This window comes from Cypionkella sp. (assembly GCF_028290025.1).
In the GTDB taxonomy this organism is placed as follows: domain Bacteria; phylum Pseudomonadota; class Alphaproteobacteria; order Rhodobacterales; family Rhodobacteraceae; genus Cypionkella.
In genome coordinates, this window is sequence record NZ_JAQGKQ010000046.1 from 89,491 (window position 1) to 115,236 (window position 25,746).

Genomic DNA, 25,746 nt, shown 5'->3' on the forward strand with positions numbered 1-25,746 from the left:
ATCATCCCCATTTTCGCCAAGCCTAGCGGCAAGGCGGCGCATGGACAATGGCGCGCGTTGAGCCATATTTGGGACATGGAAAAAGATGCTGACATTGTGATCGTGGGCGGGGGCTTGAATGGCCCGGCCTTGGCTTTGGCTTTGGCGCGCAGTGGCTTGCGGGTCGTTGTGGTCGATGCGCGACCTGCAATCGCGCGGGCGGAAGCTGGCTTTGACGGGCGGGCTTATGCTTTGGCGGTGGCGTCTAAACGGCTGCTGGAGGTGATCGGGGTCTGGAAGCGGCTTGAGGGCCGGGTGCAGCCGATCTTGCAGATCAAGGCGAGCGATGGGGTGGCGGGGCAGGGGCCCGCGCCGTTCTTTCTGACGTTCGATCATGCCGAGATGGAAGAAGGCCCGATGGGGTTTATGGCGGAGGATCGGCTGCTGTATGCGGCGTTTCTGGCGGCGATGGAGGATGCCGGGATTGATTTAATCTCGGGAGAAACGGTGGTTTCTCAGGAGGTTACGGGTCAGTTCGTTGAGGTCGTTTTGGCCTCGGGTCGGCGGGTTCGGGCTTCGGTTTTGGTGGGCTGTGATGGGCGTGGGTCGGGCGTGGCTTCGCGGGCCGGGATAGGGCGGACGGGCTGGGGCTATGGGCAAACTGCGCTGGTGACGGCCATTCGGCATGAGCATGATCACCGGGGAATTGCGCAGCAGTTCTTCATGCCGTCGGGGCCGCTGGCGATTTTGCCGCTGGTGGGCGGGCATCATTCGTCGATCGTGTGGAGCGAGACGGAGGCGCAGGCGGCGGCTATTCAGGCTTTGGGGGACGCGGAGTATCTGGAGGCGTTGCGGCCTCGGTTCGGTGATTTTCTGGGTGAGATTGCGCTGGCGGGGGAGCGGTTTACCTACCCGCTTAGCCTGACACTGGCGAACAGTTTTGTGGCGGCACGGGTGGCTTTGGTCGGCGATGCGGCGCATGGCGTGCATCCGATTGCGGGGCAGGGTCTGAACCTTGGGCTGCGCGATGTCGGGGCGCTGGCGCAGGTGCTGATTGAGGCGGTGCGACGCGGCGAGGATATTGGCGCGGCGAATGTGCTGGAGCGGTATCAAAGGTGGCGGCGGTTTGATTCGACCGCGCTGGCATTGGGGATGGATGGGGTGAACCATTTGTTCTCTAATGACAATCCGGTGTTGAGGCTGGGGCGCGATCTCGGGATGGGGCTGGTGAATGCGGTGCCGGGATTGCGGCGCGGGTTCATGCGGCAGGCGGCTGGGCTGTCGGGGGATGTGCCGAAGTTGCTCCGGGGGGTGGAGGTTTGAGGGGGTGAGGTGTGATCCTTGGCCTGCCGATTTCATTTTTCCCGGCTGGGAGAGAATAGGGCTCTGGTTTATTAAAACCGCAAGATGTGGTATTTATGCGCCAAGCGCTAAATCATGAGATAACCCGAGATCGCCTCACTCCACAGCCCTAGCCTCACTCACAAGCATGATCGGAATACCATCCCGGATCGGGAACGCCAGATGGGCGGCTTTCGAGATTAGTTCCATCTTTTCTGCATCATAAGTCAGGACAGCTTGGGTGACGGGGCAGACGAGGGCTTCTAACATGCGGCGGTCGTGCAGGGGGGTGCTGGGGGGCGCGTCGGTCATTGCAATGTCTCATCGCGGCCATCGGAGTGGAGGGCGATTTCCAAAAGGGTGACGAGGGTTTCGCGGCGGGTGACGAGGGAAGGGGCTTCGAGTAGCGCCTGTTTGTCTTCGGGCTGGAACGGCAGCAGCATGGATAGCGAGTTTATCAGCAGCTCGGTTTCGGCGGCTTTGATACCGCTCCAATCGGTGCCGAGGTCGCGGGTGGCGAAGTAGCGGGCGAGCAGGGCTAGGAAAGGTTCGCGGTTGAAATTGGCGTCGGATTCCTCACGTCCCAGATCGCGGGTGAAGGGTTGCCAATCAATATGCGCGCGTTTGTACGGCGTGAAACCTTCGACCTCGGCGCGGAGGCGGAAGCGCGACACGCCGGTGAGGGTGACCATGTAGCGATGATCCTCGGTCTCAGAAAAGCCGGTCAGGCGGCCCGCGCAGCCGATTGCGGACAGCCGCTTCTCGCCGTTTGGCCCCTCGCGCGGTTGAATCATACCTATCAGCCGATGCGGGGTTTTCATGCAATCTTCCAGCATCGCCAGATAGCGCGGCTCAAAGATATGCAGCGGCAACCGGGCGCGCGGCAAAAGCAACGCGCCGGGAAGCGGGAACAACGGCAGCGTATCAGGCAGGTCAACTTGCTTCATCATGCCCCCTAGCTATCTCGGCGTCTGGATTAAGCAAAGATCATCGAGGACAGGCGGCGACGGCCTGCCAAGACGATGGGATCTTGCGGCTTTAGCGCGTCAAAGATGGTGAATAACTGGGTGCGCGCGGCGCCGTTGTTCCACTCCCGGTCGAGCTTGAAGAGATCGAGCAGGGAGTTGACCGCCTCTTCGACTTTGCCGTTGGCGTGTTGCGCGGTGGCAAGGTCGAACAGGATCTGTGGGTTTTTCGGGTCTGCGGCATGGGCGGCGCGCAGATCATCCTCGGGGCCAGCAGAGGCCGCTTGGCGCGCCAGATCGAGCATGGCACGGGTAGAGTCCACCTCTTTCGCCTTAGCAAGAGTGCCGGGCGCCGTAGTGATCAAGGTTTCTGCAAGATCGAGATCGCCGAGCGCCAGATGCGCGCGGATCAGACCGGCGTAGGCCACGGCATTCTCCGGCTCTTCTTCCAAAATTGCGGTGAATGTTTCCACGGCATCGGTATATTCGCCATCCTCCAGCATGGTTTCGGCGGCCGCGATGGCATCGGCAAGGCCATTGTCGGGTTCCGGCCCTAGGGCTGCCAGTTTATCGACGAAACGCTTCAGCTCGGACGGCGCGACATTACCCTGGAAGGCATCAACCGGCTGACCTTGGAAGAACGCAAACACGGCAGGGATCGACTGGATGCGCAACTGCGCCGCAAGAGCTTGATTTTCATCGACATTTATCTTCACCATCCGCACCCGACCTTTGGCAGCGGTCACGGCGGCTTCCAAAGCGGGGCCAAGCGTTTTGCACGGACCACACCAAGGCGCCCAGAAATCGACGATGATGGGCACGGTTTGCGAGGGTTCAATCACGTCTTGCATGAACGTCTGCTCTGAGCCGTCGGTGATCAGGATTTCGCTGGGGGCTGCTGCGGTGGGGGCGGTGGTCGTGCCGAACATGGAAAGCCTCACAGAGTTTGGGTTGCGGTATATATGGGGGGCGAGGGGCGAAAGGGGAAGGGGGTTTACGCGGGTTGGGCGCGGGCCTAGCGTGGCGCAAAACAGGAGACCGCGATGCCAGTTGTGATGTGTTTTGGCGACAGCAATACGCATGGATCGCCGCCGATTGTCGATTTGGCGAAATATGAGCGCTATGGCGTTGGCGTGCGTTGGCCGTCAATCGTGCAGGCGGCTCTGGGCTGCGAAATGATCGAGGAAGGTTTGCCGGGACGTACCGCGCAGTTTGATGATCCGATCATGGGCGCGCATATGAACGGGCAGGTTGGGCTGAAAATCGCGCTGGAAAGCCACGGGCCGCTGGACGTCTTGGTGCTGATGCTCGGTACCAATGATGTGAAGGCGCGGTTTACCTCTACAGCTGAGACGGTGGTGGGCGGGATCGCCGGGTTGTTGGATATTGCGCAGCATCGGGTGATGCAGGAGCGGCACGGCGGGTTTAAGGTGTTGCTGGTGTGCCCGACTCCGGTGGTGGAAATTGGGCCGATCAAGGATGAGTTCTGGGGAGGGGCTTTGCGCTCGCAGGCGTTGTCGGCGCTGTATGCAGCTTTGGCGCAGTCGCGTGGGATTGAATTTCTGGATGCGGGCGCAGTGATAAAAGTGAGTCCGCTGGACGGGGTGCATTTTGATCAGGGCGAGCATGCGAAACTGGCGGTGGCGGTGACAGAAAAGCTGCGCGGGATGATTTAGCGGCTGAATCGCATCAAGCCGGGGGCGTGCGCACTAACCCACGATGCGCCACAGCAGCCGCTCTAACCCGTGGCGCAGTGCGCTGCTGTGGCTCCCATGCTCGCGGATATTGCGATACACTGCCGTCTTCCGGGTTTTGGGACATTTTTGACAGAAGCTGGCAGCCGATAGGTCACCGCTGATATGGGCCTGCCGAACTTCTTGCCGACGTCGATCGTTCCATATCTCTTTGACGGGCATTTCGCCGACATTTCCAGTGTATTCCTGGTCGACAATCAAATGCTGGTAAGCGCAAAGCGGGGTACGGCCGTCCCATTCGACGTGAAGGTTATAAAAGATGTTATCACAAACGCGCAGCTTGCCTTCGTTTTTTTCGGTAAGAGCCTGTGGGGTATAGTCATTAAAGCTTATCCGATCACACAGGCCAGACCATTCGGCCTTAAAGCGGGCGGCTTGGGCGGCCCTTTTGTGCGCAACCTTTGACAGTAAAACATTGCGCAGGGTAAAAAGGGGGCGTTTTGATTTGGTGATGGCTTTAGCACGATGAAACGCCGTGATATTTTCGCGAAGGGTTTGGTAGTTGCCGCCAACGCGCAGCTTTTCGTAGGAGCCATCTGAAAAACCGTCAATCGAAATCGATAGCATGACGATCGACGAGTTGATGATTTCAGCTGGGCTCATCACTTCGAAAATGTGCCCATTTGATGTGATCTCAATTGGGATGTTGCGGGCGGTTGCGTAGTTCACGCACTCTCGAAACCGAGGGTGCATGGCGGCCTCACCCAGACCGACGATACGAAGCAAAACATAAGGAAATTGGGCGGCTTGATCAATGATTGAGGTGAAAACCTCGTAGGACATGTCTCCGACCCGTCGCGACATAACCTCGCGGGCGCAAAACGGACAGGCTTGATTGCAGGCATTGGTCAATTCAACCAAAATTACTTCGGGCCGGTCGCGGCCCAGCAGCCATGTCCCAAGCAATCGAGGGTAATGAATGGCCAGACGTCGTCGTGTCCAATAGACTACGTGGGACAAGCCCATCGGTGTGAAGAGCATTTAACACCATCTGAAAAGTTTTTCTAATGATTGGCGAGTCGTTACTAAAAAGCAAGTTCATATACTTGACTGGGCTCGGGTTTAACGTCTGTTATCGATTGCATTGATTTTGCGATTGCTCGGCGCTGCGCTTGGGCGAATCGGGCGGTGCGCAACAAGCTGTTCTGGGGCGCAAATTTTAATCTCGTTTGAGTTAGGCTGAAGCGGTCAGATCGGACCAGCCGCAGAGCGATGCGAGGTATTCTGGCGCATGAGCGATCCCGACGGACATATTGGCGCGGAACTTCTCGGATCGGTAATCTTGCCAGCGGTTCTTATAAAGGTGCAGGCCGGATTTGCTGATCTTGATGATTGGGGTGCGCAGTGGGAGGTGATCGCGCCATTTGTGCCGCATCGCGGTGTAGCTTTCGACAAAGTCCTCGCGCAGATGGTCGTGGTAGCGGTCGTTGTGGATGGTTGGCAGCGCTCCGGCATAGGCGTGTAGGCCCTTTGTGCGGGCAGTTGTGACGATGTCGGTGCCGTACATATGCCAGCCGGGGAGGTTTTCGTCAAAGCGCAGGCCAGATGAACGGCGCATGACGATCACCATTTCATCGTAGCTTTGCACCTGCGCTGGCGCGGTGGGGACGCGGCCAACGATCAGACCGATGCTAGAGGACCAGACCGGGCCTATGTGGCTGGCGTCCAAGCCCACGCCGAACGGGCCATAGAGTGCCCAGTTCGTGTCGTGTGTTTCCAGCTCGCGCAGGCGGCGGGCGAGCAGGTTTTCCCAACCGCGCGGCAGGTAAACGTCGTGATGAGCGAAAATCAGGATATCGGCATCGGTGGCATCTATAGCGCGGTTGTAGGCAAGGGCGGCAGAAGCGGCATCGCGTTCAAGGTGTAAAGGCACGGTGGCTTCGGCGATCATCGGGGATCGTGCGAGGTTGGCGTTGAGGATTTCATCGCTGTGGCTGGCGCAGATGATCGCGATGGTCATGCCGGTCCAATCGCCTCGACGGTGATTGGCGCGACCATTGGTGCTGTGGATTTCAGCGCCTCTGTGAAGTGCTGCGCCAGTTTGGCGGCTTCGGTGTTGCCATCGTGGCGAGCCATGGCCCGAGCGCGGGCGGCGAAGCCCATCTCGGTTAGAACGGCATTGGGGATTTCGGAAAGCGCGACAATCGCATCAGCCAATGCCGCGGGGTCGCCTGCGGGCACAAGCCAACCCTCTTTTGGCGTCAGCAGTTCGGGTACTCCGTTTATGCAGGTGGAGATTACCGGGCGACCGCAGGCCATTGCTTCGATCACAACCATCGGAAGGCCCTCGGCAAGCGAGGGCAGGATCAGCGCATGGGCGGCGGCAATGGCGGCGCGCACGCCTGCTTCATCGACCCAGCCCGCAATAGTAATGCGGTTTTTGATACCGTGGCGGGCGATTTCGCCGTCGATCAGTTCGCGCAGTTCGCCGTCGCCGCAAATCGTGAGGGTCAGCCCCGGCAGGCGTTTGGCGGCGATGGCCATGGTTTCAATCAAGACGGGGAAGCCTTTCTGCTCGCACAACCGGCCAATCGCGACCAAATGCGGGCCGCCTTCGGGCATTGCGGCGGGAACGGGATAGCCTGCTATATCAACGCCGCAATGCACCTCTTTGATCTTCGGCCACTCGGCAATCTGGCACCAACGATAAAGCTGGCTGCGGCAATAGCTGGAGATTGCCACGGTGAAGCGGGCGTTGGCCATTTTCTCGGGGAAAGAGAATGCGCGGGGGGCGTCGAATTCTTCTGGGCCATGCACCGTGAAGCTGAAACCGGGGCCACCCAGCGCTTGCGACAGCATGGCAACTGTGGCGGAGTTAGTGCCAAAATGGGCGTGAATGTGTTTAATCCCAAGGTCGCGACTGCGGCGTGCGATATATGCGGCTTCCACAAGATAGATCAGATGGCGCAGTATGCCACCGGTGCCGGGGCCACCTGACTTGCCCTTCGAGCCGCAGCGGACCGCCATCGCCAGACCAGACACGGCTTGTTTGGGGTGTCTGAACACCCAACCGAGAGTGGAACGCAGCAGGTTTTTACTGCCAATTTCCAAGACATGTTCGGTCTTGTCATCTTCAATGAAGTCCAGCGGATCCACCAAAGCTGCGCGATCTGATCGCATGGCAAAGCGATGCACTTGCCATCCCATGTCTTCAAGCGCGGCAATCTCACGACGAATGAAGGTATGTGAAGGCTTGGGGTAAGTGTTGATGAGATAGGCAATCAGCATGAAAGCACCGGATTGGGTCTTGGCTTTGGTCAATAGGCGGCGGATTTGGCGAGAGTAAGGCAAATTCGCATGTCTTTCGCAGAGATTGTTGCCAAATTCGCCTTCATTGACGGGTTATATGCAGCAGCTAGGTCGAATCGCAGTCTTGAAGGTTTATTTAATGTCGGACTTGAACGTGCCTGCTTCGGTGGGAAGAAGTTTATTTGCGCGTGCGCTGCGGAGTTCAGCCTTTACCGCAGGGTCTTATGCGCTGACCCAAGTGATGCGGCTGGGCTCTAACCTGATCCTGACACGGCTTTTGGCACCTGACGCGTTTGGTGTTATGGCGCTGGTTTCGGTGGTGCTGGTGGGCATGGTGATGTTCTCGGATGTCGGGGTCTCGGCTTCGATTGCGCAGAACAAGCGCGGCGACGATCCGAACTTTCTGAACACGGCATTCACCATTCATGCGTTTCGCGGCACGATGTTGTGGCTGGTCACATGTGGGTTGGCATGGCCGCTGGCACAGTTTTATCATGCGCCAGAGTTGGTCTACCTGCTGCCAGTCGCGGGGATTTCGCTGTTTATCTCTGGCTTCAATCCAACGCGGATTGACACTGCGACGCGGCATTTGTTGTTGGGGCGGGTGACGCTGCTGGACCTGATTGCGCAGGCGATTGGGATCGTGGCGATGGTTGTGCTGTCGCTGATGAGCCATTCGGTCTGGGGGCTGGTGATCGGTGCGATCGTCGGCAGCCTGGCCAAGCTGGTGTTGACTTGGGCGTATCTGCCGGGGCCGAGCAATCGGTTTCACTGGGATAAAACAGCCGGGCATGAGCTTATCCACTTCGGTAAGTGGATATTCCTGTCAACTGCCTGCGGTTTTGCGCTGGCGCAGGGCGATAAGGCGATTTTCGGGCATTACCTTAGTCTGGAAGAGTTGGGCGTTTACAACATCGGCTACTTTCTGGCGTCCTTCCCTTTGCTTTTGGCGCGGGCGGTGAACAGCCGTATTATGATCCCGCTGTACCGCGATCATCATCCGGCCGACTCGGCTGCGAACTTCGCCAAGATGCGCAAACTGCGCTGGGCGATTTCGGGCGCGACGCTGCTGTTGTTGGGCTTTCTTGCGGTGATCGGGATGCCGCTGGTGGGCTTCATGTATGACGAGCGCTACGCCGCGGCAGGATTTATCGTGGTCGTAGTGGCGCTGATCCAGATGCCTGAAACGATTGGCATTACCTATGACCAGTCGGCGCTGGCGGCGGGGGATGGGCGGAATTACTTTTGGCTGCAAGCGTTGAAGGCTTTTGTTCAGACGGTGGCGTTCTTGGTCGGCATCACCCACGGCGGGCTGGAGGGTGCGTTGCTGGCACAGGCAGCGGCGCTGTTGGCGCTGCATCCGGCGGTGATCTTGCTGGCCCGCAAGCATAGGGCGTGGGATCCGCTGAATGATGTCGTGCTATTCGCACTGGCCGCAGCTTTGGTGGCTTTGGCCCTATGGGTCAACGTCGATATGCTGGGTGTGCTCTGAGAAGGCTTCATTGCAACGATTAGCTTTGGGTTGTCTATATATAGCAAGCGGTCTGATATTTGTCTAATTGTTGCCGGCTTAAGAACAATTGTGGAGATAGCACAGGTTAAGGTTGCAAATAGAGCCGCATTATCAAATGTTTTGTATTTTTAGATAGCAGTGGTTTCGTCGCGGAACCACAGGCGCTTCGTAGGATGTCTTATCATAGCGCACCGCAAAATATTGTATGCGGGTGCTGCCTGATTGAGAGCTTTCTAATGAGATTGGCAATGCTCGGGCGGGCGAATTTGGCCCTAAATCGTGCCTCTGGCCGACGGTTCACTATAGCGGTTTTGAGCGTCTCAGCGCTGTTCGCAGTCTTTCTAAAGCTCGCTTCGCTTAGCAAGCCTCTGCATTCACGATAAAATTCAAAATCATCGCTTGGGAAGTCGGCGTCGCCTACGCGGCTATGACAGCGCCAGGTGATTCGCGCTGAATTGACGCGCAGGGAAGCTGCGTTGCACCTCTGGCGGAGCGCTATTTGGCCCCTGCACGTCATGGTTGCGCTGCGCTGAAACATGGCAAGATCAAGGCTGCATTATGTCAAAATATCTGGGTTAAAATGGCTTAAATATGTTCGCTATTCCGAATTGGCTATCGCCAAGCCCATAGCAGAGCGGTTAAATTGACCACGGGGGCGTACTGTTTGGTGCGGCAAGTGAACGGCTAGTTTTCTGATCAGATCCGATGCTTCGGACTTTGGTTTGTTTCCTGAAATCCATGTGATCATGGGACAGGGATTGGTCGATTCAGATTGTCGATTGGTGGCTTGCAATGACTATAAATTATCCTGATTTCTACAACATCCGCTCGGTTCCGGCCGATGCTGCTAACAGTTTCAACGACCAAAGCGCTACACCGCTGGCTGATGTCAGACCTTCGGGTCGTGGTCCCTATCGGCGGTTCTTCAAGCGTGCTTTCGATATTGCAGCCATTGTCTTGGCGGCCCCTGCTGTGTTGCCGATCGTGGCCGTGGCAGCGGTTATGGTGGCGCGAGATGGCGGCAGCCCGTTCTATACGCAGATGCGCGTGGGCAAGGGCGGCAAGCGGTTTCGGATGTGGAAGCTGCGCTCGATGGTGCGGGATGCGGATGAGCGGATGGAAGAATTTCTGGCCGCCAATCCCGATGCGCGGATGGAGTGGGACAGCACGCAAAAGCTGAAAGCTGACCCACGTATCACTCGGACGGGTAAATTTCTGCGCAAGTCGTCGTTGGATGAATTGCCGCAACTGTGGAACGTTCTGGTCGGCGATATGAGCCTTGTCGGACCGCGTCCGATGATGATTTGTCAGCAGAATATGTATCCGGGCCGCGCATACTATGCGCTGCGTCCGGGGATTACCGGCTATTGGCAAACCTCTGGGCGCAATCGCACGACGTTTGAAGCGCGCGCAGGGTTTGACGACGCTTACGAGGCGGACGTGTCATTGTTGACAGATGTGAAGGTGCTTGCGGCAACGGTAGGGGTCGTGGTCAGCGCCAACGGTTATTGAGCCAGCAAGAAATTTTAAGCAGCGGTTAAGCCCGTCCCATCACAGGGGCGGGCTTTTTATGGTATAGCGGCCATCAATACCAGCGCCAGCATAGAAGCGACCGCCAGGACGGCAAAGCGGGGCAACCCAAAGATTGGACGTTTGGGATCGTCGATGAGCCGCAAGGCCGCCCGTCCCAAGCGGCCTTTTGGGGCCCGTATTTCGGGAATGCAAACGACAGGCTCCAGATCAAGTTGCCGCTGCATCTGGGCGGCGGTGCGCACCACTGGTTTGATAAGGTCCAGCACGAAGGCGAGCGCAATCGCACCAAGCAAGCTGGCCATAGTACCTGCGATGGCGATTTTCTTTTTGCCGCCGCCGATGGGATATTCTGGTGACAGCGCACGATCGAGCAAAGTGAAACGCTCTGACTGTTGGCGCATGGCGAGGCGTTGGGTGGTCTCAGCCTCGGCCATGCGTTGCGTGACGTTGTTGTATTGATCCTGCAGTTGCTGAAGCTGGCGATCATAGCCAGCAAGCACACGTTCCACTTCGGGCGTTGCGGCAAGGGCGGTTTCGACATCAGCTTTGCGGGCGTTGATTGAGGCGATCTGCGCGTTCAACACATTCGTTTGGGTGGCGATTTCGTCGAGACGTCGTTTGTCAGTCTCTCGTTGCAGCTGTTTTTGAACGATGGCTTTTTGCTCACCTTGTAAGCCTACAAGGTCTTGGGTGGCTTGGCGCAGGTCGTCTGACAGGCTGACAATTTCATCGCGGCGCGCATCCGAAAGCGTTGGCATCGCGCCAGCATGGGCATTTTTATAGGCGGCAACTTCGGATTCTAGCGTAGCGATTTGGGCGTATATGCGGGCTTCTTCTTCTTTGAAAAAGGCGACGTTCTTGTCGGCGCGGTCGCGTTGGCCCGCAGCGCTTTGGTCGAGTATGCCTTGCGCGAAATCATTGGCCACCGCCGCTGCGGTTTGTGGATCACCGTAGCGCACCGAGATGATGATTGCCGAGATGCTGCGCGCCTGACCAAAGCCTTGACCGCCTGCACTATCGACGGCTTGGAAGGTGACGGCGGTACGGAGGGCAAAAAGCTTGTCGTCCTTGGCCATGGCGGGTTGATCGGCGAATAGATTGTGGCGCTCGATCATCGCGGTCAACGCGTCACGGGTCGTCAGGCGCTGCTCGATGGTTTGCAGGATTTGTGCGGCACCACCACCGTCGGGCTGCGCGGCTTGCGCCGTGGGCTCGGCGACTTCGGCACCTTCAATCTGGATCACGGCTGCGGTCTCAAAGATATTCGGACGCGACTTTGCAAAAACCACAGCGACTAGCAAACCTGTCAAGGTGATCAGGATGATCAGCCAGCGGCGGCGCAACAGCAGGCTGACGAGTTCCTCTATAGACTGAATCTGACCCATGATTAATTCTTCGCGTAGCGGTAGCGGCCCGCGGTGAAATCTTGCGCGCGGTTCAGCACGACGCCGAGCAGCGGGATGCGGCCTTCAAACAGTTTTTCACAGGCTCTGATCTCCTGCGGCGACGAACGTGTGCCATCAGTGACCAGCAGCACGGCATCCAGCGAAGGGCCGAGTGCAAGCAGATCGTCATTCACCAAAGCCGGTGGCAGATCGTAGATCACCACCTCTGGGTCTAGCTGTTCGATCATCGCGGTAAGCGCCGCTACTGTATCTGGATCGTGCAGGGTTTCGGACGCCTTTTCGATTGGTTGCGTGTTCAACCCAAGCGCCAGCGTGCGGCCAAAGCGGCGAAACTCGTTTTCTAACGGCTGTTGGCCCGCAAGAAACGCACCCAGAGAGATTGGATCTTTGACGCCAAGCAGTTGCGCGATCTCGGGGTGGCGCAGATCGAAATCGAGCAAAACGGTGCGAGAGGCTGGGCGGCGGGCCAGCGAAAACGCAAGGTTGGTGGCGACGAAAGATTTTCCGCAGTCATGGGTCGGCGAAGTGACCGCGATGCGTTTCCAGCCCTTTTCAACCAGTCCTCGCAAAAGCCGGGTGCGCAGTATGTCAAATGCGACAGCCGCAGGATGGTCGGAAGCTTCCAGAAACAAAGCATTCCGCGATTTCGATCTGATGTCCGCCTGCACGGGCCTAAGCGATTCCCAGACGCGCTGCGGATTGAAAAGCGCGGGAAGCGTCGATGAAAAAATCTCACGCCCGGTGGCCAGATCGGGGGCAACATTTTGTGGAGATGCCACATGACCGGTGCGGAACAGCGAAACGCCCGTGGATTTTCGGGGTTTATCTGGTTTGGGTTTAGGACCGGTTTGGTCGGCAGTCATGGCAGTAAGCTCCAGATCTGCGAGGCCAACGGGCCGCGACGTCAAGATAAAGTGTCCGCTCATCCGAAAGTCGGGTTGGTCGAACCGTTTGTCGAACCGCGACGTAACCAAAACAGCAACAAGCCGCGCTTCGACCGGGACGATAACGGATGACGCATGACAAGCGGCGCGCTGGATGGCGTTTGGCAGATCAGGATTCGTCCGTGCCCCTGTGCAGAGGAGTTATACATAGCCGAACCTGCCCCAAATTGAAAGACTTACGGGGCATTATGCAGGTGTGGCGGGGCATGGCCAAGGCGCAATCATGGCCTTAGATTGGCAGAAATCTGGAGGGTTGCTATGGCGGGCGCAGTGATCGACGCAATTGTTATCGGGCGCAACGAGGGCGCGCGATTGATCGCGTGTTTGCGCGCCCTGCGCGGCCAAGTGCGGCGTCTGGTTTATGTGGATTCGGGGTCGAGCGACGGATCAGCAGAGGCGGCGAGGCGCTTGGGGGCGGATGTGGTAGCACTGGATATGAGCTTGGCCTTTACTGCGGCACGCGCGCGAAATGCGGGTCTGGCTGAACTGGACGCCCCGGAGTTTGTGCAGTTTGTGGACGGCGATTGCGAAGTGCAGCCCGGGTGGTTTGAAGCGGCCTTGGCGGGATTTGCGGCGCACCCGGCAGCTGTGGTGATTTGCGGGCGGCGGCGCGAGCGGTTTCCTGAAGCTTCGATCTATAACGGCTTGGCGGATAGAGAATGGGATACTGGGGTGGGCCAAGCTTTGGCCTGTGGTGGCGATGCTCTGATGCGGTTTCAAGCTGTTCAGGCAGTAGGGGGCTATGATGCGGATATGATTGCGGGGGAGGAGCCGGAGTTGTGCCTGCGACTGCGGCGTGCGGGCGGCGAAATCTGGCGTATCGACGCGGAGATGACTCTGCATGACGCGGCTTTGTTGCGGTTTGCTCAGTGGTGGCGGCGCAGCGTGCGGGCGGGTTACGCGTTTGCAGAAGGTGCTGCGCGGTATGGTGCGTCAGCTGAACGGCATTGGGTGCTTGAGGTTCGCCGCGCGATTCTCTGGGGCATGGTGTTGCCTTTGACTGTGATCGGCGCGGGACTTTTGCATCCGCTGGCTTGGGTTCTGGCGCTGATTTATCCGCTCCAAGTGTTGCGACTGGCGCGGCGCAGTGGTCTGGTTTGGGGGTTTTTCAGTGTGGTGGGCAAGTTTGCCGAGGCTGTCGGCGTGATAAGTTATTGGATCAATCGTGCGCGTGGGCGCAGGCGTGGGTTGATCGAGTATAAGTAGTCAGGTGCCACGCAGTCTCCATGCGGCGACGATCTGGCTGGGTAGGATTGCAAAACAGGCGGCATAGCGCGGCAACATTCGGCGCGGATTTGACAGCGCACGCCACAGCCATTCGAGCGCCATGCCCCGCATCCACCGCGGGGCTCGGGTCTGGTTGCCTGCGAGAAAGTCCAAGCCGGCGCCGAAGCTCGCAAAACCGGTGTTCGGTGCCAGACTGCGACCAAGTGCTGCGAGGGCTTCTTGTTTGCCAGCCGGCAGCGCCAGCACGCAAAAACCAATGTCGGCGGCGGTAAGCCGGGCGAGAATGCTGCGGGCATCCGGGCCTTGCGGGTCAAAACCCATTGGTGGAGCAATGGTCAGCGCAATTTTAAGGCCGGGGGTTTGAGATTCGAGGTTCGTGGTAGCCTCGGTGAGAGCTTCTTCTGTGCTGCCGATAAGAGCGACGCGGCGGCCCGATTGCATCGCCAATTGCACTAGCGGTAGCACCATGTCAGAGCCGGGCACCAAATCAACCGGGCGGCCCGCCAGCCACGACAGCCAGACGATCGGGTGACCGTCTGCCACCACGAAATCCTGCGCTGCGTAGATGGCGCGAAATGCAGGTGAAGCGCGCAGTTTTGCCAAATGATCCAGATTGATCGTGGCCAAAGCAAAACCCTCACCAGCGGCAAAGCGTTGGGCTGCGGCGGCTAGCAAAGCAGACCGGCTTGACAGATTGACTTTGATTACGGCGGTGGCGAACCCGAACTGCACAAATACCTCGTAACTTTTACCGCGTGGCTCGCACAGCAACATGGCCAAATCAGGGCGGTTAACCCAGTTAACCACAAACACACTGTTTCGCAATCGCGGCATACAAGCCGTTGCGTGGCCGGGCCGTTATGGATTAGCCACGCGGGATGAGCCAAATAAGCAACCATCGCCAATCGGTTGATTTGGCGCGCTTCCTTGCCTGCTTTGGCATCGTGGCGGCGCATGCTTACGCGGTACAGGACGACTGGATTGGTCATTTGTCATTGGGGTTGTTTCTGGTCCTGACCGGATTTCTGGCGATGCAATCTTATCAACGTTCGGATGGCAGCTATAACCTTCGCGGGCGGGTTGTGCGACTGATGCTGCCGTGGCTGTTTTGGTCGGCGTTTTTCCGGCTGGTTGACCTGAAAGTGTCCGATTCAGTGGAAAAGTGGCAGATTTTGCGCGATCCGTGGACGCTGGTTGTCGGCTCGTCGATCCATCTGTGGTTCTTGCCATTTATCATGTTGGCGATGCTGCTAGTAAAACCAGTGGGGGCGGCCGTCACCACGCCGACCCGGTTGGCCGTGGCGCTGGTCGGTCTGGCACTGGTCTCTGCGCCGATGTTCTGGGCGATGCAGGTTTATGCGGCCCCCGCTCCACTTACACAGTGGCTGTTCGGGCTGCCGGTCTATGTGCTGGGCTTGCTGGTTGGGGTGGCGCACCGAATAGGGCGTACGACGTGGCCGATGGTTAGCGGTGCTGCGATGACGGTGGTTGCTTACTTGGTGACGGAGGCTGCACCTTGGGTATGGACAATCTGCGCCGCTGTGCTTGTGTTTGAGGCGTTTTGGCGGATGCCATTACAGCACCCATGGCTGCCGAATTTGGGGCGGTCTGCGTTCGGGATCTATCTGGTTCATCCGTTCTTCATGCTGGTGGTCTACAAGTTTGTGGGTGCAAAGGTGGATCATCTGTTGGCGACTTTGCTTACATTTGGCATGAGTTGGGCGGCTGTCGTGGCGTTGCGGCGTGTGCCGTTTTTCAAACGCGTCACCTGACATTACCAGTATCGGCGTTTTACGCTAAACTCGCACCATTATTAGAGAAAGCTGATCTGCGCCGTGGCCTCGCCGAATATCATCGCTTATCTGATGCTACTGGTCTGGCCGATGATCAGCTGGCAGTTGTGGAAACGGCTGGACCCGGCCCGGGCGCTGATATGGACGGTGCTGGGCGGCTATCTGGTGATGCCGCCGCTGACTGCGATCAACTTTCCGGTCATTCCCGATCTGGATAAAACCACGATCCCTAACTTGATCGCTTTTTGCTGCGCGCGCTATGTGCGACGTGACAAGATCAATTTTCTGCCTGACGGAGTTTTAGGCAAGACTTTCATCCTGATGTATATTCTCTCCCCCTTTGCGACCGTTCTTACCAACTCTGACCCGCTGCATTTTCCGGGCGCAGAAATACAGGGCATGAAGGTTTATGACTCGGGCGCTGCTGTGGCGTACCAGTTCATCGCATTGCTGCCGTTCTTTTTGGCGCGCCGCTACCTCGGCACGCCTGAGGGAATGCGGGCGGTGCTTGAGGCTTTGGTCGCTGCGGGGCTGGTCTATTCGGTGCCAATGCTGATTGAAGCGCGGTTTTCGCCGCAACTGAACCTATGGATTTACGGGTTTTTTCAGCATGACTTTTTCCAGACGATCCGGCAGGGCGGTTATCGTCCGGTGGTGTTTCTGCCGCATGGGCTGTGGGTGGCGTTTTTCGCGCTGATGAGCTTGCTTGCGGCGGTGGTGCGCCTGCGTGACACCCCCGCCGATGCGCGACCGCGCGCATTGGTGATCGCGCTATACTTAACGTTTATGTTGGTGGTCTGCAAAAGCGCCGGTGTTGTGGTTTATGCAGTGGCTTTGACGCCGCTTTTGCTGTTGGCAAGTTGGCGGGTGCAGGTAATGGCGGCGGGGTTGCTGGCGCTGGTTGTAATCAGCTATCCGGTGCTGCGCGGGCTGCATTTGGTGCCGTTGCAGCAGATGATCGACATATCGAACAGCTTTAGCGCCGATCGGGCGGGGTCGTTGCAATTCCGCTTTGACAACGAAGAAGAGCTGCTGGCGCGGGCGCAGGAAAGAGCTTTGTTCGGTTGGGGCGGCTATGGTCGCGCCTTTTTGCATGATCCGATCACCGGCCAGATGACTGCGATTGCGGACGGTGCTTGGGTCATTGTGATGGGCACTTATGGCTGGCTTGGGTTCATTGCCGAGTTCGGGCTCACCGGTCTGCCGCTGCTGCTGCTGGCGCGGGATGCGTTGTCGCGGCACGTGACGACGCTTAATCGGTACACTGCGGGGTTGGCGTTGATACTGGCGGCAAACATGGTCGATCTGCTGCCGAATGCCACGCATATTCCGTTCACATGGCTGATGGCTGGGGGTCTGCTGGGTGAGGCCGAGCGGGTTCGGCGACTTCGGCTGGAAACCGCTCGAGAGGCTTTACGACGCGGTCTTCAGGGCGGCAAACAGAAGCGGACGGTGATTTGATGCGGGTGGACATAGGTGTATTCGCGCATAACGAGGCTGCGGGTATTGCAGCTATGGTGGCGCGTCTGTTGGCTCAGGATATTCTGCAGGACGCAGCCATTTCGGCGCGCGTGGTGGTTTTGGCAAATGGCTGCGTCGATGACACGGCGTCGCGGGCGCAACGACCCGGCATTGAGGTCGTCGATATGGCCGAAGGCGGCAAATCGCGGACATGGAATCGCTTTGTACATGATCTTTCGCGCAGCGATGCAGACGTGCTGGTGTTCGTGGACGCGGATATTGAGTTCTGTGATGCGGGGGCGTTGCGGCGGTTGGTTCAGGCTATGGCCGGGCACTGGGTGATTAACAGTCAGCCGATCAAGGACATCGTGGCGCGTCCCCATAATCTGTCGGGCACGGATAAGATCATCGCGGCGGCAGGGGGTGGTCTGGACGATTGGCGTTCGGCGATTTGTGGGCAGCTTTACGCGATGCCGGCGGGTAAAGCGCGGCTGTTTCATCTGCCGATCGGTTTGCCTGTAGAGGATGGTTTTCTGCGCGCCATGGTGCTGACGGATGCTTTGACCGGGCCAGAGGATTTCACCCGTATTGGCGGGGCTGAGGACGTATCGCATATATACACGTCAGAGCGTTCGATTGCCGCCTTGATCCGGCACCAGACGCGGATTGTAATCGGCTCGGCGATAAATCTGGCGGCTTATCAAGTTTTGGCAGCGATTCCGGTAGCCGTGCGGCATATCGAACTTGCGCACGCATCGGCTGATCCGCGCTGGCTGGACCTTGTGCTGCAAAGCGGTATGCCGCGCTGGCCTATCGGCTATGTGCCTGGGCATTTTCTGTTAAAGCGCCTGCGACGGGCCGCCACCCGGCCACGCGATCTGCTACAGCCAAAGCACCTGTTGGTCACTGTTTTGGGCTTCGGTTTTGATCTGATCGTCTACTGCCGTGCGCAATGGGCGATGTTTCGAGGCACAGGCGCTGGGCACTGGTAGCTTGGCTTGCATGGAATATCGCCACATCCGGGCCGTATTGTTGCAATAGAACATCATTGTTCAACCCACATGCGGTCTCCATTTCACGGCCGTGGTAAGGTTTGAAGACGGTGGATATTGCGGGAACTTGTGGTGTTTGTGCGTTGAGTTTTGGTGCTGGGCCATCAGGGAAAACAAGGCAGATGAGCGAAGATCTCGACCTAGCGGGCATCGGCGATAGCGATATTGCGGTAGTGGGTATGGCAGCGCATCTGCCAGGTGCTGCGGATATTGCCGCTTACTGGGCCAATCTGGTCGGCGGAGTTGAGTCGATTCGGGTGCTGAGTGAGGCAGAGTTGCTGGCGGCCGGAGAAAGCCCGGCAAAGCTGCGCAAGGCGAACTATGTAGCTTCGGCAGCTGTACTGGACGGATTTGAGCAGTTTGATTCGGATTTTTTCGGTTTTTCGCCGAAAGAGGCCGGGATCATGGACCCGCAGCACCGTCAGTTTCTGGAAGCGGCTTGGGAGGCGTTGGAAAACGCGGGCCATCCGCCTGAGAATTTTTCCGGCGCAATCGGGGTCTATGCAGGCTGCGGCATGGGCAGTTATTTCTATTTCAACCTATGCTCAAACCCCGATCTGGTCGATCAAACCGGCATGTTCCTGTTGCGACATACCGGCAATGACAAGGATTTTCTTGCCACCCGCGTCAGCCATATCTTTGATCTGAAAGGCCCGTCGATCAACCTGCAAACCGCGTGCTCCACATCATTGGTTGCGGTGCATTTTGCCATTCAAGCGCTGCTGAACGGCGAGTGTGACATGGCTTTGGCGGGCGGCGTGACGATTGAGCTGCCGCATTCGCGAGGCTATTTGTTCACAGAGGGCGAAATTCTGTCGCCGGATGGGCACTGCCACGCCTTTGATCATCGGGCTGAGGGAACCGTGTTCGGCTCGGGTGCGGGGGTTGTGGTGCTGCGGCGCGCTAAAGATGCTGTGCGCGATGGCGACCACATTTGGGCGATTTTGAAAGGCTCGGCGGTTAACAATGATGGCGCGGCGAAGGCTGGCTATCTGGCGCCCTCGGTTGACGGGCAAGCGAAATGTATCGCCGAAGCGCAAGCGGTTGCGCGGGTCTCAGCCGCTGATGTGTCTTATGTAGAATGCCATGGCACCGGAACATATCTCGGTGATCCGATTGAGGTGGCGGCGCTGACCGCGGCGTTCCGGCAGACCACGGATGCGGTGGGTTCATGCCGGATCGGCTCGGTGAAAACCAACATCGGGCATCTGGACACTGCGGCAGGGGTGGCTTCGTTGATCAAGGTGGCGCTGTCACTGCATCACCGCCAACTGCCGCCAAGTTTGGGATATGAGGCGCCGAATCCGTCGATTGATTTTGAAACTAGTCCGTTCAAGGTGAATGATCGGCTGACGGATTGGGTCAGCGATTTCCCGCGTCGGGCGGGGGTGAATTCGCTTGGGGTTGGCGGCACCAATGCGCATGTGGTGCTGGAGGAGGCTCCGGTCAGGGCGATGGGCGAACAAAGTGTCTGGCCGTTTCAACCTATTGTTATTTCGGCTAAATCCAAAGCAGCATTGGATGCTGGGGCGGCTCGGTTGGCCGAGCATCTGCGAGCTAATCCGGGGCAGGATTTGGTGGATGTTGCCTATACGCTGAAAGAGGGCCGACGCGCGTTTGAGAAGCGGCGGGTGCTGGTGGCGGGCAGCCATGACGAGGCGGCAGATCTGCTGGACGGCGGCGATCCGCGCCGGATTTTCGACCACGAATACCTCGGCGAAAAGCCCGAAGTGGTGTTCATGTTCCCCGGCGGTGGCGCGCAATTTGCCGGAATGGCGCGGGATCTTTACGCAACCGAGCCAGTGTTCGCCGATTGGATGGACAAGGGCTTGGGCGTTCTGCAACCAAGGCTCGACTATGATATTCGCGCGCTGTGGTTGCCTGAACCGGGTGCGGAAGCTGCCGCGCAGGAGCGGTTGAAACGTCCCTCGGCGCAGCTGCCATTGATCATGATTACCGAATATGCGCTGGCGCAGTTGTATATGTCGTGGGGGGTGACGCCTGCAGTATTGGTCGGGCATTCGATGGGCGAAAATACTGCCGCCTGTTTGGCGGGCGTGATTGGGTTTGAGGATTGCATCGGACTGGTGCATCTGCGCGGCACTCTGTTTGACACTATTGCACCGGGCGGGATGCTGTCGGTGCCGCTGGCTGAGGCGGATTTGCTCCCCTATATCACGGGCGATCTCGATCTGGCTTCGGTGAACGCGCCGGGGCTGTGCGTGGTTTCGGGACCGGATGCGACGTTGGTGGCATTGGCCGCGGAACTGGCAAAATCTGATGTCGAAACTCAGCGGATCCCGATCGATATTGCCGCGCACAGTCGGATGCTCGAGCCAGTTTTGGAACGGTTTGGCGATTACCTAACGAAGATTCACTTAAGCCCTCCGCAGATACCGATTGTGTCTAACCGGTCGGGAACGCGGTTGACCGATGCTCAGGCGACCAGTCCGGACTACTGGGTTCAGCACCTGCGCAATACGGTGAATTTTCGGGCCTGCATGGCTGATTTGATGACTGAACCGGGGCGGGTTTATCTTGAGATGGGGCCGGGGCGGGCGCTGTCTTCGCTGGCGCAAGCCAATGGTGTGCCGACGGGCTGCGTGATTGCCGCGCTCCGGCATCCTGAGCAGAAAATGGCGGATGATGCGTGGCATGTGGCGAGCATAGCGCGGCTGTGGGCTTGCGGCGTTCCGGTAGATTGGGAGCCGATTTGGGGCGGGGCGAAGCGCAATCGCGTGGTGCTGCCGACCTATGCGTTTCAGCGCAAAGCGTACTTTATCGAACCGGGTAAAGGGCTGGACGTTAAGCCTCCGGCGCTTCCTGCGCGGATTGAAGATATTAGCCATTGGGGCTGGAAGCCGCATTGGCGACCCGCAGCAACGGGGTTTGACTATGCTGCCGACTTTGCAGACGCAGGCGGTGAAAGCTGGCTTATTTTCGTTGATACACAAGGGCTTGGCGCTGATTGCGCCCAGCGTCTGCGCACTGCAGGGCATCGCGTGACAACGGTGCGAGCAGGCGACGCATTTGGTCGAGACGGCGAACGCGGCTACCTTCTGGCTCCTGAACGTGGTCGAGAAGGCTATGATCTGCTGATCCGAGAACTGGTTGCAAAGGGTCAGACACCGAACCGCATTGCCCATTTCTGGCTGGTCACGCGCGGCGAAAATTTCCGCCCCGGCTCAAGCTTTTTCCACCGCAATCTGGAGCAGGGTTTCTACAGTCTGATGTTCCTTGCGCAAGCGATTGCCGAGGAAAACCTGCCGCGTCCGATCCATATCACTGTAGCCTCAACAGGGGCGGTTCAGGTCAAATCTGAGGCGTTGGTCTGTCCAGAGAAGGCCACCATTCTCGGCCCCGCAAGGGTGATACCACGCGAGCTGCCGGGCGTTTCGGTTTCGACGTTAGACATTGCTTTGCCACCCGCTCCACGTCGGGGGCAGGCTCTGCTGGGGCCATTAACCGAGCAAGTATTGGAGGAACTTCTCGCTGAACCCGCCAGCACGATTTCCGCCTTGCGGGGCGAGAAACGATACGAGTTGGGGCTTAGACCTGTTTCGCTTCCTGAACAATCGTTCACATTGCGTATAGGCGCGCATGTGCTGATTACCGGGGGCTTTGGCGGCATCGGTTTGACCATTGCCGAAGATCTTATTCGCCGGTTTGGGGCGAAGATCACTCTCATCGCACGGCGCAATTTGCCCGATCGCGGCACTTGGGTGAAGTATTTGGCTGCCCATGATCCCGCCAGCCCGATTGCACGGCGCATCTTAGCACTGCAGCGGCTGGAGGCACTTGGGGGTGAGGTCTTTGTGGCCCCCGCAGACGTTTGCAACATTGAGGATATGCGCGCTGCAGTTGACGCCGGTGTCGAGCGGTTTGGCCCGATCAACTCGGTGATCCATGCGGCGGGCGTGGTCGATGACGGCCCGCTGATGATTAAAACCCCGGCGCAGGTCGAGGAGGTTTTTGCACCAAAACTGCACGGTACGTTGGTGTTGGATCGACTGTTCCCCGATGGATCGCTGGATTTGCTCGTGCTGTTTGCGTCAACTTCGACTGTCACCGGGCCAGCCGGTCAGATTGACTATGTGGCGGCAAACGAGTTCCTGAACGCTTATTCGAAATCGCGCAGCGGCGGGAAGACAAAGGTCGTGGCGCTGAACTGGGGTATCTGGACTGGCGTCGGAATGGCCGCCGAAGCTTTGGCAGACCGCACGGGTGCGCCGCCAGCGCCGCGCCTGCCAATTTCCATGTCAATGCTGGATGAAGCAAGCTTTGACGCCCACCAAAATCGCCTGTTTACAGCGATTTATGGCTCGGATCGCTGGGTTCTGGATGGGCACCGTACGAAGTCTGGGCGGGTGCTTATTCCAGGAACAGGCACCATCGAAATCGCGGCAGAGGCTTTGCGGGCGCAGGGTGAGATGGGCGCGTTTGAGTTGCGCGATCTCTATTTCTTTCGACCGTTGGAGGTCGCGGATGATGAAAAGCGGCCGGTGCGCGCCACGCTTTCGCGCACCGATGAGGGCTATGGGTTTGAGTTGCGCTCGGGTGTGACGGTGAAAGGGCGTCTGGGTTGGCAGCTACATGCGCAGGCGCGCGTTGTTCCGATGGCCAGGCCGCCTATTTTGACAGCAGCAAAAATCGACGTGTTGACGATTGCCGGACGTTTGCCTTCGGCTGAAGTTGGCATCGGTTTGCGCAGTCCGCAAGAACAGCATTTGACGTTTGGTCCGCGTTGGCGGGTTTTGCATTCGCGCTCGATTGGCGCGGGCGAGGGGTTAGCGCGGTTGGCTTTGCCCGCGGAATTTGCGCAAGAGGCCGGCTCTTGGCTGCTGCATCCGGCGCTGATGGATATGGCGACTGGCTGGGCGATGGAACTAATTGAGGGTTATCGCCCGGATCACCTTTGGGTGCCGGTTTCTTACGCCTGCATCCGCGTGTTACACCCGCTTCCCGCTGAAATCGTGTCGTGGGTCCGCAATGCCGCGAATAGTCGCGTCGGGTCTTCGACCGCAAGTTTTGATGTGACCCTTGCCACGCCAGATGGCCAGGTTTGCGTGGAAATCGAAGGGTTTAACGTTCATCGCTTGGAAGGCGGGCTGACGTTCTCTGCCCCAGATCCGAGCGAGTTGAGCTATGACAGCGTGTCTGCAAAGCCGGTCTCGCCTGCCGAGGAACGCTTGCTGCATGCCTTCAGTCTCGGGATCAGACCCAACGAAGGGGCCGAGGCTTTTGGTCGCGCAGTGGCGTTGAAGGGCAGCCAGATCATCGTATCCAGCCTCGATCTGCCAGCCTTGATCCGTCAGACGGCCGAGGCCGAGGCGGCGAAAATCGATGCGAAAGCCTTCGAGCGACCCGATCTGGACACCGCTTATGTCGAGCCGCGCAATGATGTGGAGCGCACCCTCGCCGGTTTCTGGCAGGAATTGCTCGGGGTGGCGCAGGTTGGCGTCGAGGACTCGTTTTTTGACCTCGGCGGTCACAGTTTGATCGCGGTCCGATTGTTTGCGATGGTAAAAAAGGCCTACCGAGTCGATTTTCCGATCTCGGTGCTGTTCGAAGCGCCGACAATTGCGCGTTGTGCGGCTTTGATCGTTGCGCAGATCGGCGATAGCGGTGCGGATGCTCCGGCAATGCTGGCAGTACCAGCGCGGCGGTTCATCCATTTGGTGCCGATGCACCAAGGTGAAGGCGGCACGAAGCGACCATTTTTTCTTGTGGCGGGCATGTTTGGTAACGTGCTGAATCTGCGGCATTTGGCACAGCTTTTGGGCGGAGATCGACCGTTCTACGGCGTGCAGGCGCGTGGGCTTTATGGCGATGCCGATCCGCATACCAGCTTGCCAGAGGCAGCGGCGGATTACATCGCCGAGTTGCGGCAGGTGCAGCCCGTTGGCCCCTACATGCTCGGCGGGTTTTCTGGTGGCGGTCTGACTGCTTGGGAAATGGCGCGGCAGCTGGAAGCGGCGGGTGATGTGGTATCCTTGCTCGTGCTGTTGGACACGCCATTGCCCGAGCGTCCCCGCCTGAAACGCGCCGATAAGGTTCTGATAAAACTCGCGGAACTTCGCTCAAAAGGCTTAAGGTATCTGGGTGAATGGGCGCGCAAACGCTGGCAGTGGGAGATGCAAAAGCGTCAACCAATTGTCGTTGAGCAGAGCGATGCGCAGTTCCACAACGCAGCAATTGAGGCGGCTTTCCGGGCAGCCTTGCCGCGTTATACGATGTCGAAAAGGCAAGGGGCTACGGTGCTGTTCCGCCCGCCGTTAGATCGGTATTGGTCGGCGACAGCGGGAAACTGGATTTCCGAGGCCAAGGAATATGTATTCCATGACAACGATTTGACCCGTTTCGCACCAACATTGACAGTGTATGAGGTGCCCGGGAGTCATGACAGTATGGTTTTGGAACCAAATGTGCGGGTGCTGGCCGCTAAACTGCGGTCAGTGATTGGCGATGTCGAGGACGCGACATCGAATGTCACCGCTCTCGCCACGGCGGCGGAGTAGCAATGGCTGGTCTGCTGACGGTTTTGCTGAATTGGCGCTCTGCGGAGATGACGCTGCGGGCGACAGAAGCAGCGCTTCTGGCGCTGCAGGGAATTGAAGGTGCACTGGTTATTGTGGACAATGATTCCGGCGATGGCTCGTTTGAAGTGATGCAGGCCGAGGCGCAAAAGCGCGGCTGGGACAAGGGCGCGCAGTCGGTCCGGGTGCTGCAATCCGGGCGCAATGGTGGCTTCGGAGCGGGCAATAACTACGGCATTCGCGCGGGTATGCCGGATGGCAGCGCGCCGGAGTTTGTCTATATTTTGAACTCGGACGCTTTCCCAGAAAGGTCGGCAATTCATGCGCTGCTGGATCATCTGAAGACAAACACGGCTACGGGATTTGCAGGCAGTTTCATTTATGGTGCCGATGGCGAAGCGCATCGCACGGCGTTTCGCTTCCCGTCGATACTTTCGGAATTTGAAGCGCAGGTGCGCTTTGGTCCGATCAGTCGTCTGCTGAACCGCTGGGTCGTGGCGCAACCGATTCCGGAAAAGACGCGGCGGGTCGATTGGTTGGCTGGTGCCAGCCTGATGATGCGAATGAATGCGCTGGATGGAATCGGAGTATTTGATGAGCGATTTTTTCTGTACTTTGAGGAAACCGATCTTTGCCGACGCGCAGCACTTTCCGGTTGGCCAACAGATTATGTGCTTGAAAGTCGGGTGATGCATATCGGGTCGGCTTCTACCGGTATGCGGGAATGGCAGCGTATCCCTCGCTTTTGGCTGGACAGTCGTCTGCATTATTTCGTTAAAAATCATGGAGTTTTCTACACGATGGCGGCAACGTTTGCGCTGCTCGCGGGGGGTTTTTTGTGGCGCGCGCGTTTGCTGGTCCAGCGTAAAGACGTAGGCGATCCGCCGCTCTATCTGATGGACATCACGCTGCACGCTTTGGGGGCTTTGGTGAAAGCCCTGTTCGGCGGGCGCGTCTCATCCCACAAATCGCATCCCGCCGCAGAGGGGTAAG

At 58.3% G+C, this 25,746-nt stretch carries 19 protein-coding genes; 10 read left to right on the plus strand and 9 right to left on the minus strand.

Annotated elements, in window-relative coordinates:
• Nucleotides 1-75 precede the first annotated feature (75 nt).
• Complete coding sequence (locus JWS10_RS06455; RefSeq protein ID WP_299505650.1) at nucleotides 76-1,302, plus strand: UbiH/UbiF/VisC/COQ6 family ubiquinone biosynthesis hydroxylase; 1,227 nt, start codon at nucleotides 76-78, stop codon at nucleotides 1,300-1,302.
• A gap of 135 nt (nucleotides 1,303-1,437) precedes the next feature.
• Here the strand turns inward: JWS10_RS06455 and JWS10_RS06460 are convergent, their stop codons facing one another.
• From JWS10_RS06460 to JWS10_RS06470, 3 genes are read right to left on the minus strand one after another with little or no spacing between them, the layout of a single operon-like run.
• On the minus strand, nucleotides 1,438-1,632 hold the full coding sequence (locus tag JWS10_RS06460; protein ID WP_299475891.1) for a Trm112 family protein: 195 nt from the start codon (nucleotides 1,630-1,632) through the stop codon (nucleotides 1,438-1,440).
• Nucleotides 1,629-2,270: an LON peptidase substrate-binding domain-containing protein gene (locus JWS10_RS06465; RefSeq protein ID WP_299475888.1), complete on the minus strand. Its 642-nt coding sequence runs from the start codon at nucleotides 2,268-2,270 to the stop codon at nucleotides 1,629-1,631. Before JWS10_RS06465 ends, JWS10_RS06460 begins: the two co-directional genes overlap by 4 nt.
• Nucleotides 2,271-2,296: 26 nt before the next feature.
• Nucleotides 2,297-3,214, minus strand: coding sequence for a co-chaperone YbbN (locus JWS10_RS06470; RefSeq protein WP_299475881.1), 918 nt, complete (start codon nucleotides 3,212-3,214; stop codon nucleotides 2,297-2,299).
• A 114-nt stretch (nucleotides 3,215-3,328) separates the two neighbouring features.
• On the opposite strand from JWS10_RS06470, the gene JWS10_RS06475 reads away from it, so the two are divergent.
• Nucleotides 3,329-3,961, plus strand: a complete 633-nt coding sequence (locus JWS10_RS06475; protein WP_299505606.1) for a GDSL-type esterase/lipase family protein — start codon at nucleotides 3,329-3,331, stop codon at nucleotides 3,959-3,961.
• Nucleotides 3,962-3,994: 33 nt separating this feature from the next.
• Here JWS10_RS06475 and JWS10_RS06480 read toward each other — a convergent pair whose 3' ends face one another.
• The 3 genes from JWS10_RS06480 to JWS10_RS06490 all read right to left on the minus strand — a co-directional run bounded on the left by JWS10_RS06480 (nucleotide 3,995) and on the right by JWS10_RS06490 (nucleotide 7,267).
• A complete protein-coding gene (locus tag JWS10_RS06480; protein WP_299505608.1) occupies nucleotides 3,995-5,020 on the minus strand; it encodes a radical SAM protein in 1,026 nt (341 codons plus the stop codon).
• 193 nt (nucleotides 5,021-5,213) lie between these two features.
• A complete protein-coding gene (locus JWS10_RS06485; RefSeq protein WP_299505610.1) occupies nucleotides 5,214-5,999 on the minus strand; it encodes a hypothetical protein in 786 nt (261 codons plus the stop codon).
• On the minus strand, nucleotides 5,996-7,267 hold the full coding sequence (locus JWS10_RS06490; protein WP_299505612.1) for a glycosyltransferase family 4 protein: 1,272 nt from the start codon (nucleotides 7,265-7,267) through the stop codon (nucleotides 5,996-5,998). Before JWS10_RS06490 ends, JWS10_RS06485 begins: the two co-directional genes overlap by 4 nt.
• Nucleotides 7,268-7,427: 160 nt before the next feature.
• Between JWS10_RS06490 and JWS10_RS06495 the strand changes: the two genes are divergently transcribed.
• Entirely contained in the window at nucleotides 7,428-8,780 is a 1,353-nt protein-coding gene (locus JWS10_RS06495) for an oligosaccharide flippase family protein (RefSeq protein ID WP_299505614.1), read from the plus strand.
• An 813-nt stretch (nucleotides 8,781-9,593) separates the two neighbouring features.
• A complete protein-coding gene (locus JWS10_RS06500) occupies nucleotides 9,594-10,313 on the plus strand; it encodes a sugar transferase (RefSeq protein WP_299475861.1) in 720 nt (239 codons plus the stop codon).
• A gap of 56 nt (nucleotides 10,314-10,369) precedes the next feature.
• Here the strand turns inward: JWS10_RS06500 and JWS10_RS06505 are convergent, their stop codons facing one another.
• Together JWS10_RS06505 and JWS10_RS06510 are read right to left on the minus strand one after the other, a co-directional pair.
• The gene (locus JWS10_RS06505) at nucleotides 10,370-11,719 is read right to left on the minus strand and encodes a Wzz/FepE/Etk N-terminal domain-containing protein (RefSeq protein ID WP_299505616.1); all 1,350 of its coding nucleotides are present in this window, start codon (nucleotides 11,717-11,719) and stop codon (nucleotides 10,370-10,372) included.
• Nucleotides 11,720-11,721: 2 nt separating this feature from the next.
• The gene (locus tag JWS10_RS06510) at nucleotides 11,722-12,603 is read right to left on the minus strand and encodes a CpsD/CapB family tyrosine-protein kinase (RefSeq protein WP_299505618.1); all 882 of its coding nucleotides are present in this window, start codon (nucleotides 12,601-12,603) and stop codon (nucleotides 11,722-11,724) included.
• Between the two features lie 339 nt (nucleotides 12,604-12,942).
• Between JWS10_RS06510 and JWS10_RS06515 the strand changes: the two genes are divergently transcribed.
• A complete protein-coding gene (locus tag JWS10_RS06515; protein WP_299505620.1) occupies nucleotides 12,943-13,890 on the plus strand; it encodes a glycosyltransferase in 948 nt (315 codons plus the stop codon).
• Here JWS10_RS06515 and JWS10_RS06520 read toward each other — a convergent pair whose 3' ends face one another.
• Nucleotides 13,891-14,643 carry a WecB/TagA/CpsF family glycosyltransferase gene (locus tag JWS10_RS06520; RefSeq protein ID WP_299475842.1) on the minus strand — a complete coding sequence of 251 codons (753 nt, stop codon included), beginning with the start codon at nucleotides 14,641-14,643 and terminating at the stop codon, nucleotides 13,891-13,893.
• A gap of 146 nt (nucleotides 14,644-14,789) precedes the next feature.
• Between JWS10_RS06520 and JWS10_RS06525 the strand changes: the two genes are divergently transcribed.
• The 5 genes from JWS10_RS06525 (at nucleotide 14,790) to JWS10_RS06545 (ending at nucleotide 25,745) form a co-directional block, all read left to right on the plus strand.
• The gene (locus JWS10_RS06525; RefSeq protein ID WP_299505622.1) at nucleotides 14,790-15,683 is read left to right on the plus strand and encodes an acyltransferase; all 894 of its coding nucleotides are present in this window, start codon (nucleotides 14,790-14,792) and stop codon (nucleotides 15,681-15,683) included.
• Between the two features lie 63 nt (nucleotides 15,684-15,746).
• Nucleotides 15,747-17,165, plus strand: a complete 1,419-nt coding sequence (locus tag JWS10_RS06530; RefSeq protein ID WP_299505624.1) for a hypothetical protein — start codon at nucleotides 15,747-15,749, stop codon at nucleotides 17,163-17,165.
• A complete protein-coding gene (locus JWS10_RS06535) occupies nucleotides 17,165-18,157 on the plus strand; it encodes a glycosyltransferase (RefSeq protein ID WP_299505625.1) in 993 nt (330 codons plus the stop codon). The genes JWS10_RS06530 and JWS10_RS06535 overlap by 1 nt, the downstream gene beginning before the upstream one ends.
• A 182-nt stretch (nucleotides 18,158-18,339) precedes the next feature.
• Entirely contained in the window at nucleotides 18,340-24,735 is a 6,396-nt protein-coding gene (locus JWS10_RS06540) for a type I polyketide synthase (RefSeq protein WP_299505627.1), read from the plus strand.
• 2 nt (nucleotides 24,736-24,737) lie between these two features.
• Nucleotides 24,738-25,745 (plus strand): glycosyltransferase family 2 protein, encoded by a 1,008-nt coding sequence (locus tag JWS10_RS06545; protein ID WP_299505629.1) that lies wholly within the window; start codon nucleotides 24,738-24,740, stop codon nucleotides 25,743-25,745.
• The last annotated feature ends 1 nt before the right edge of the window (nucleotide 25,746 follow it).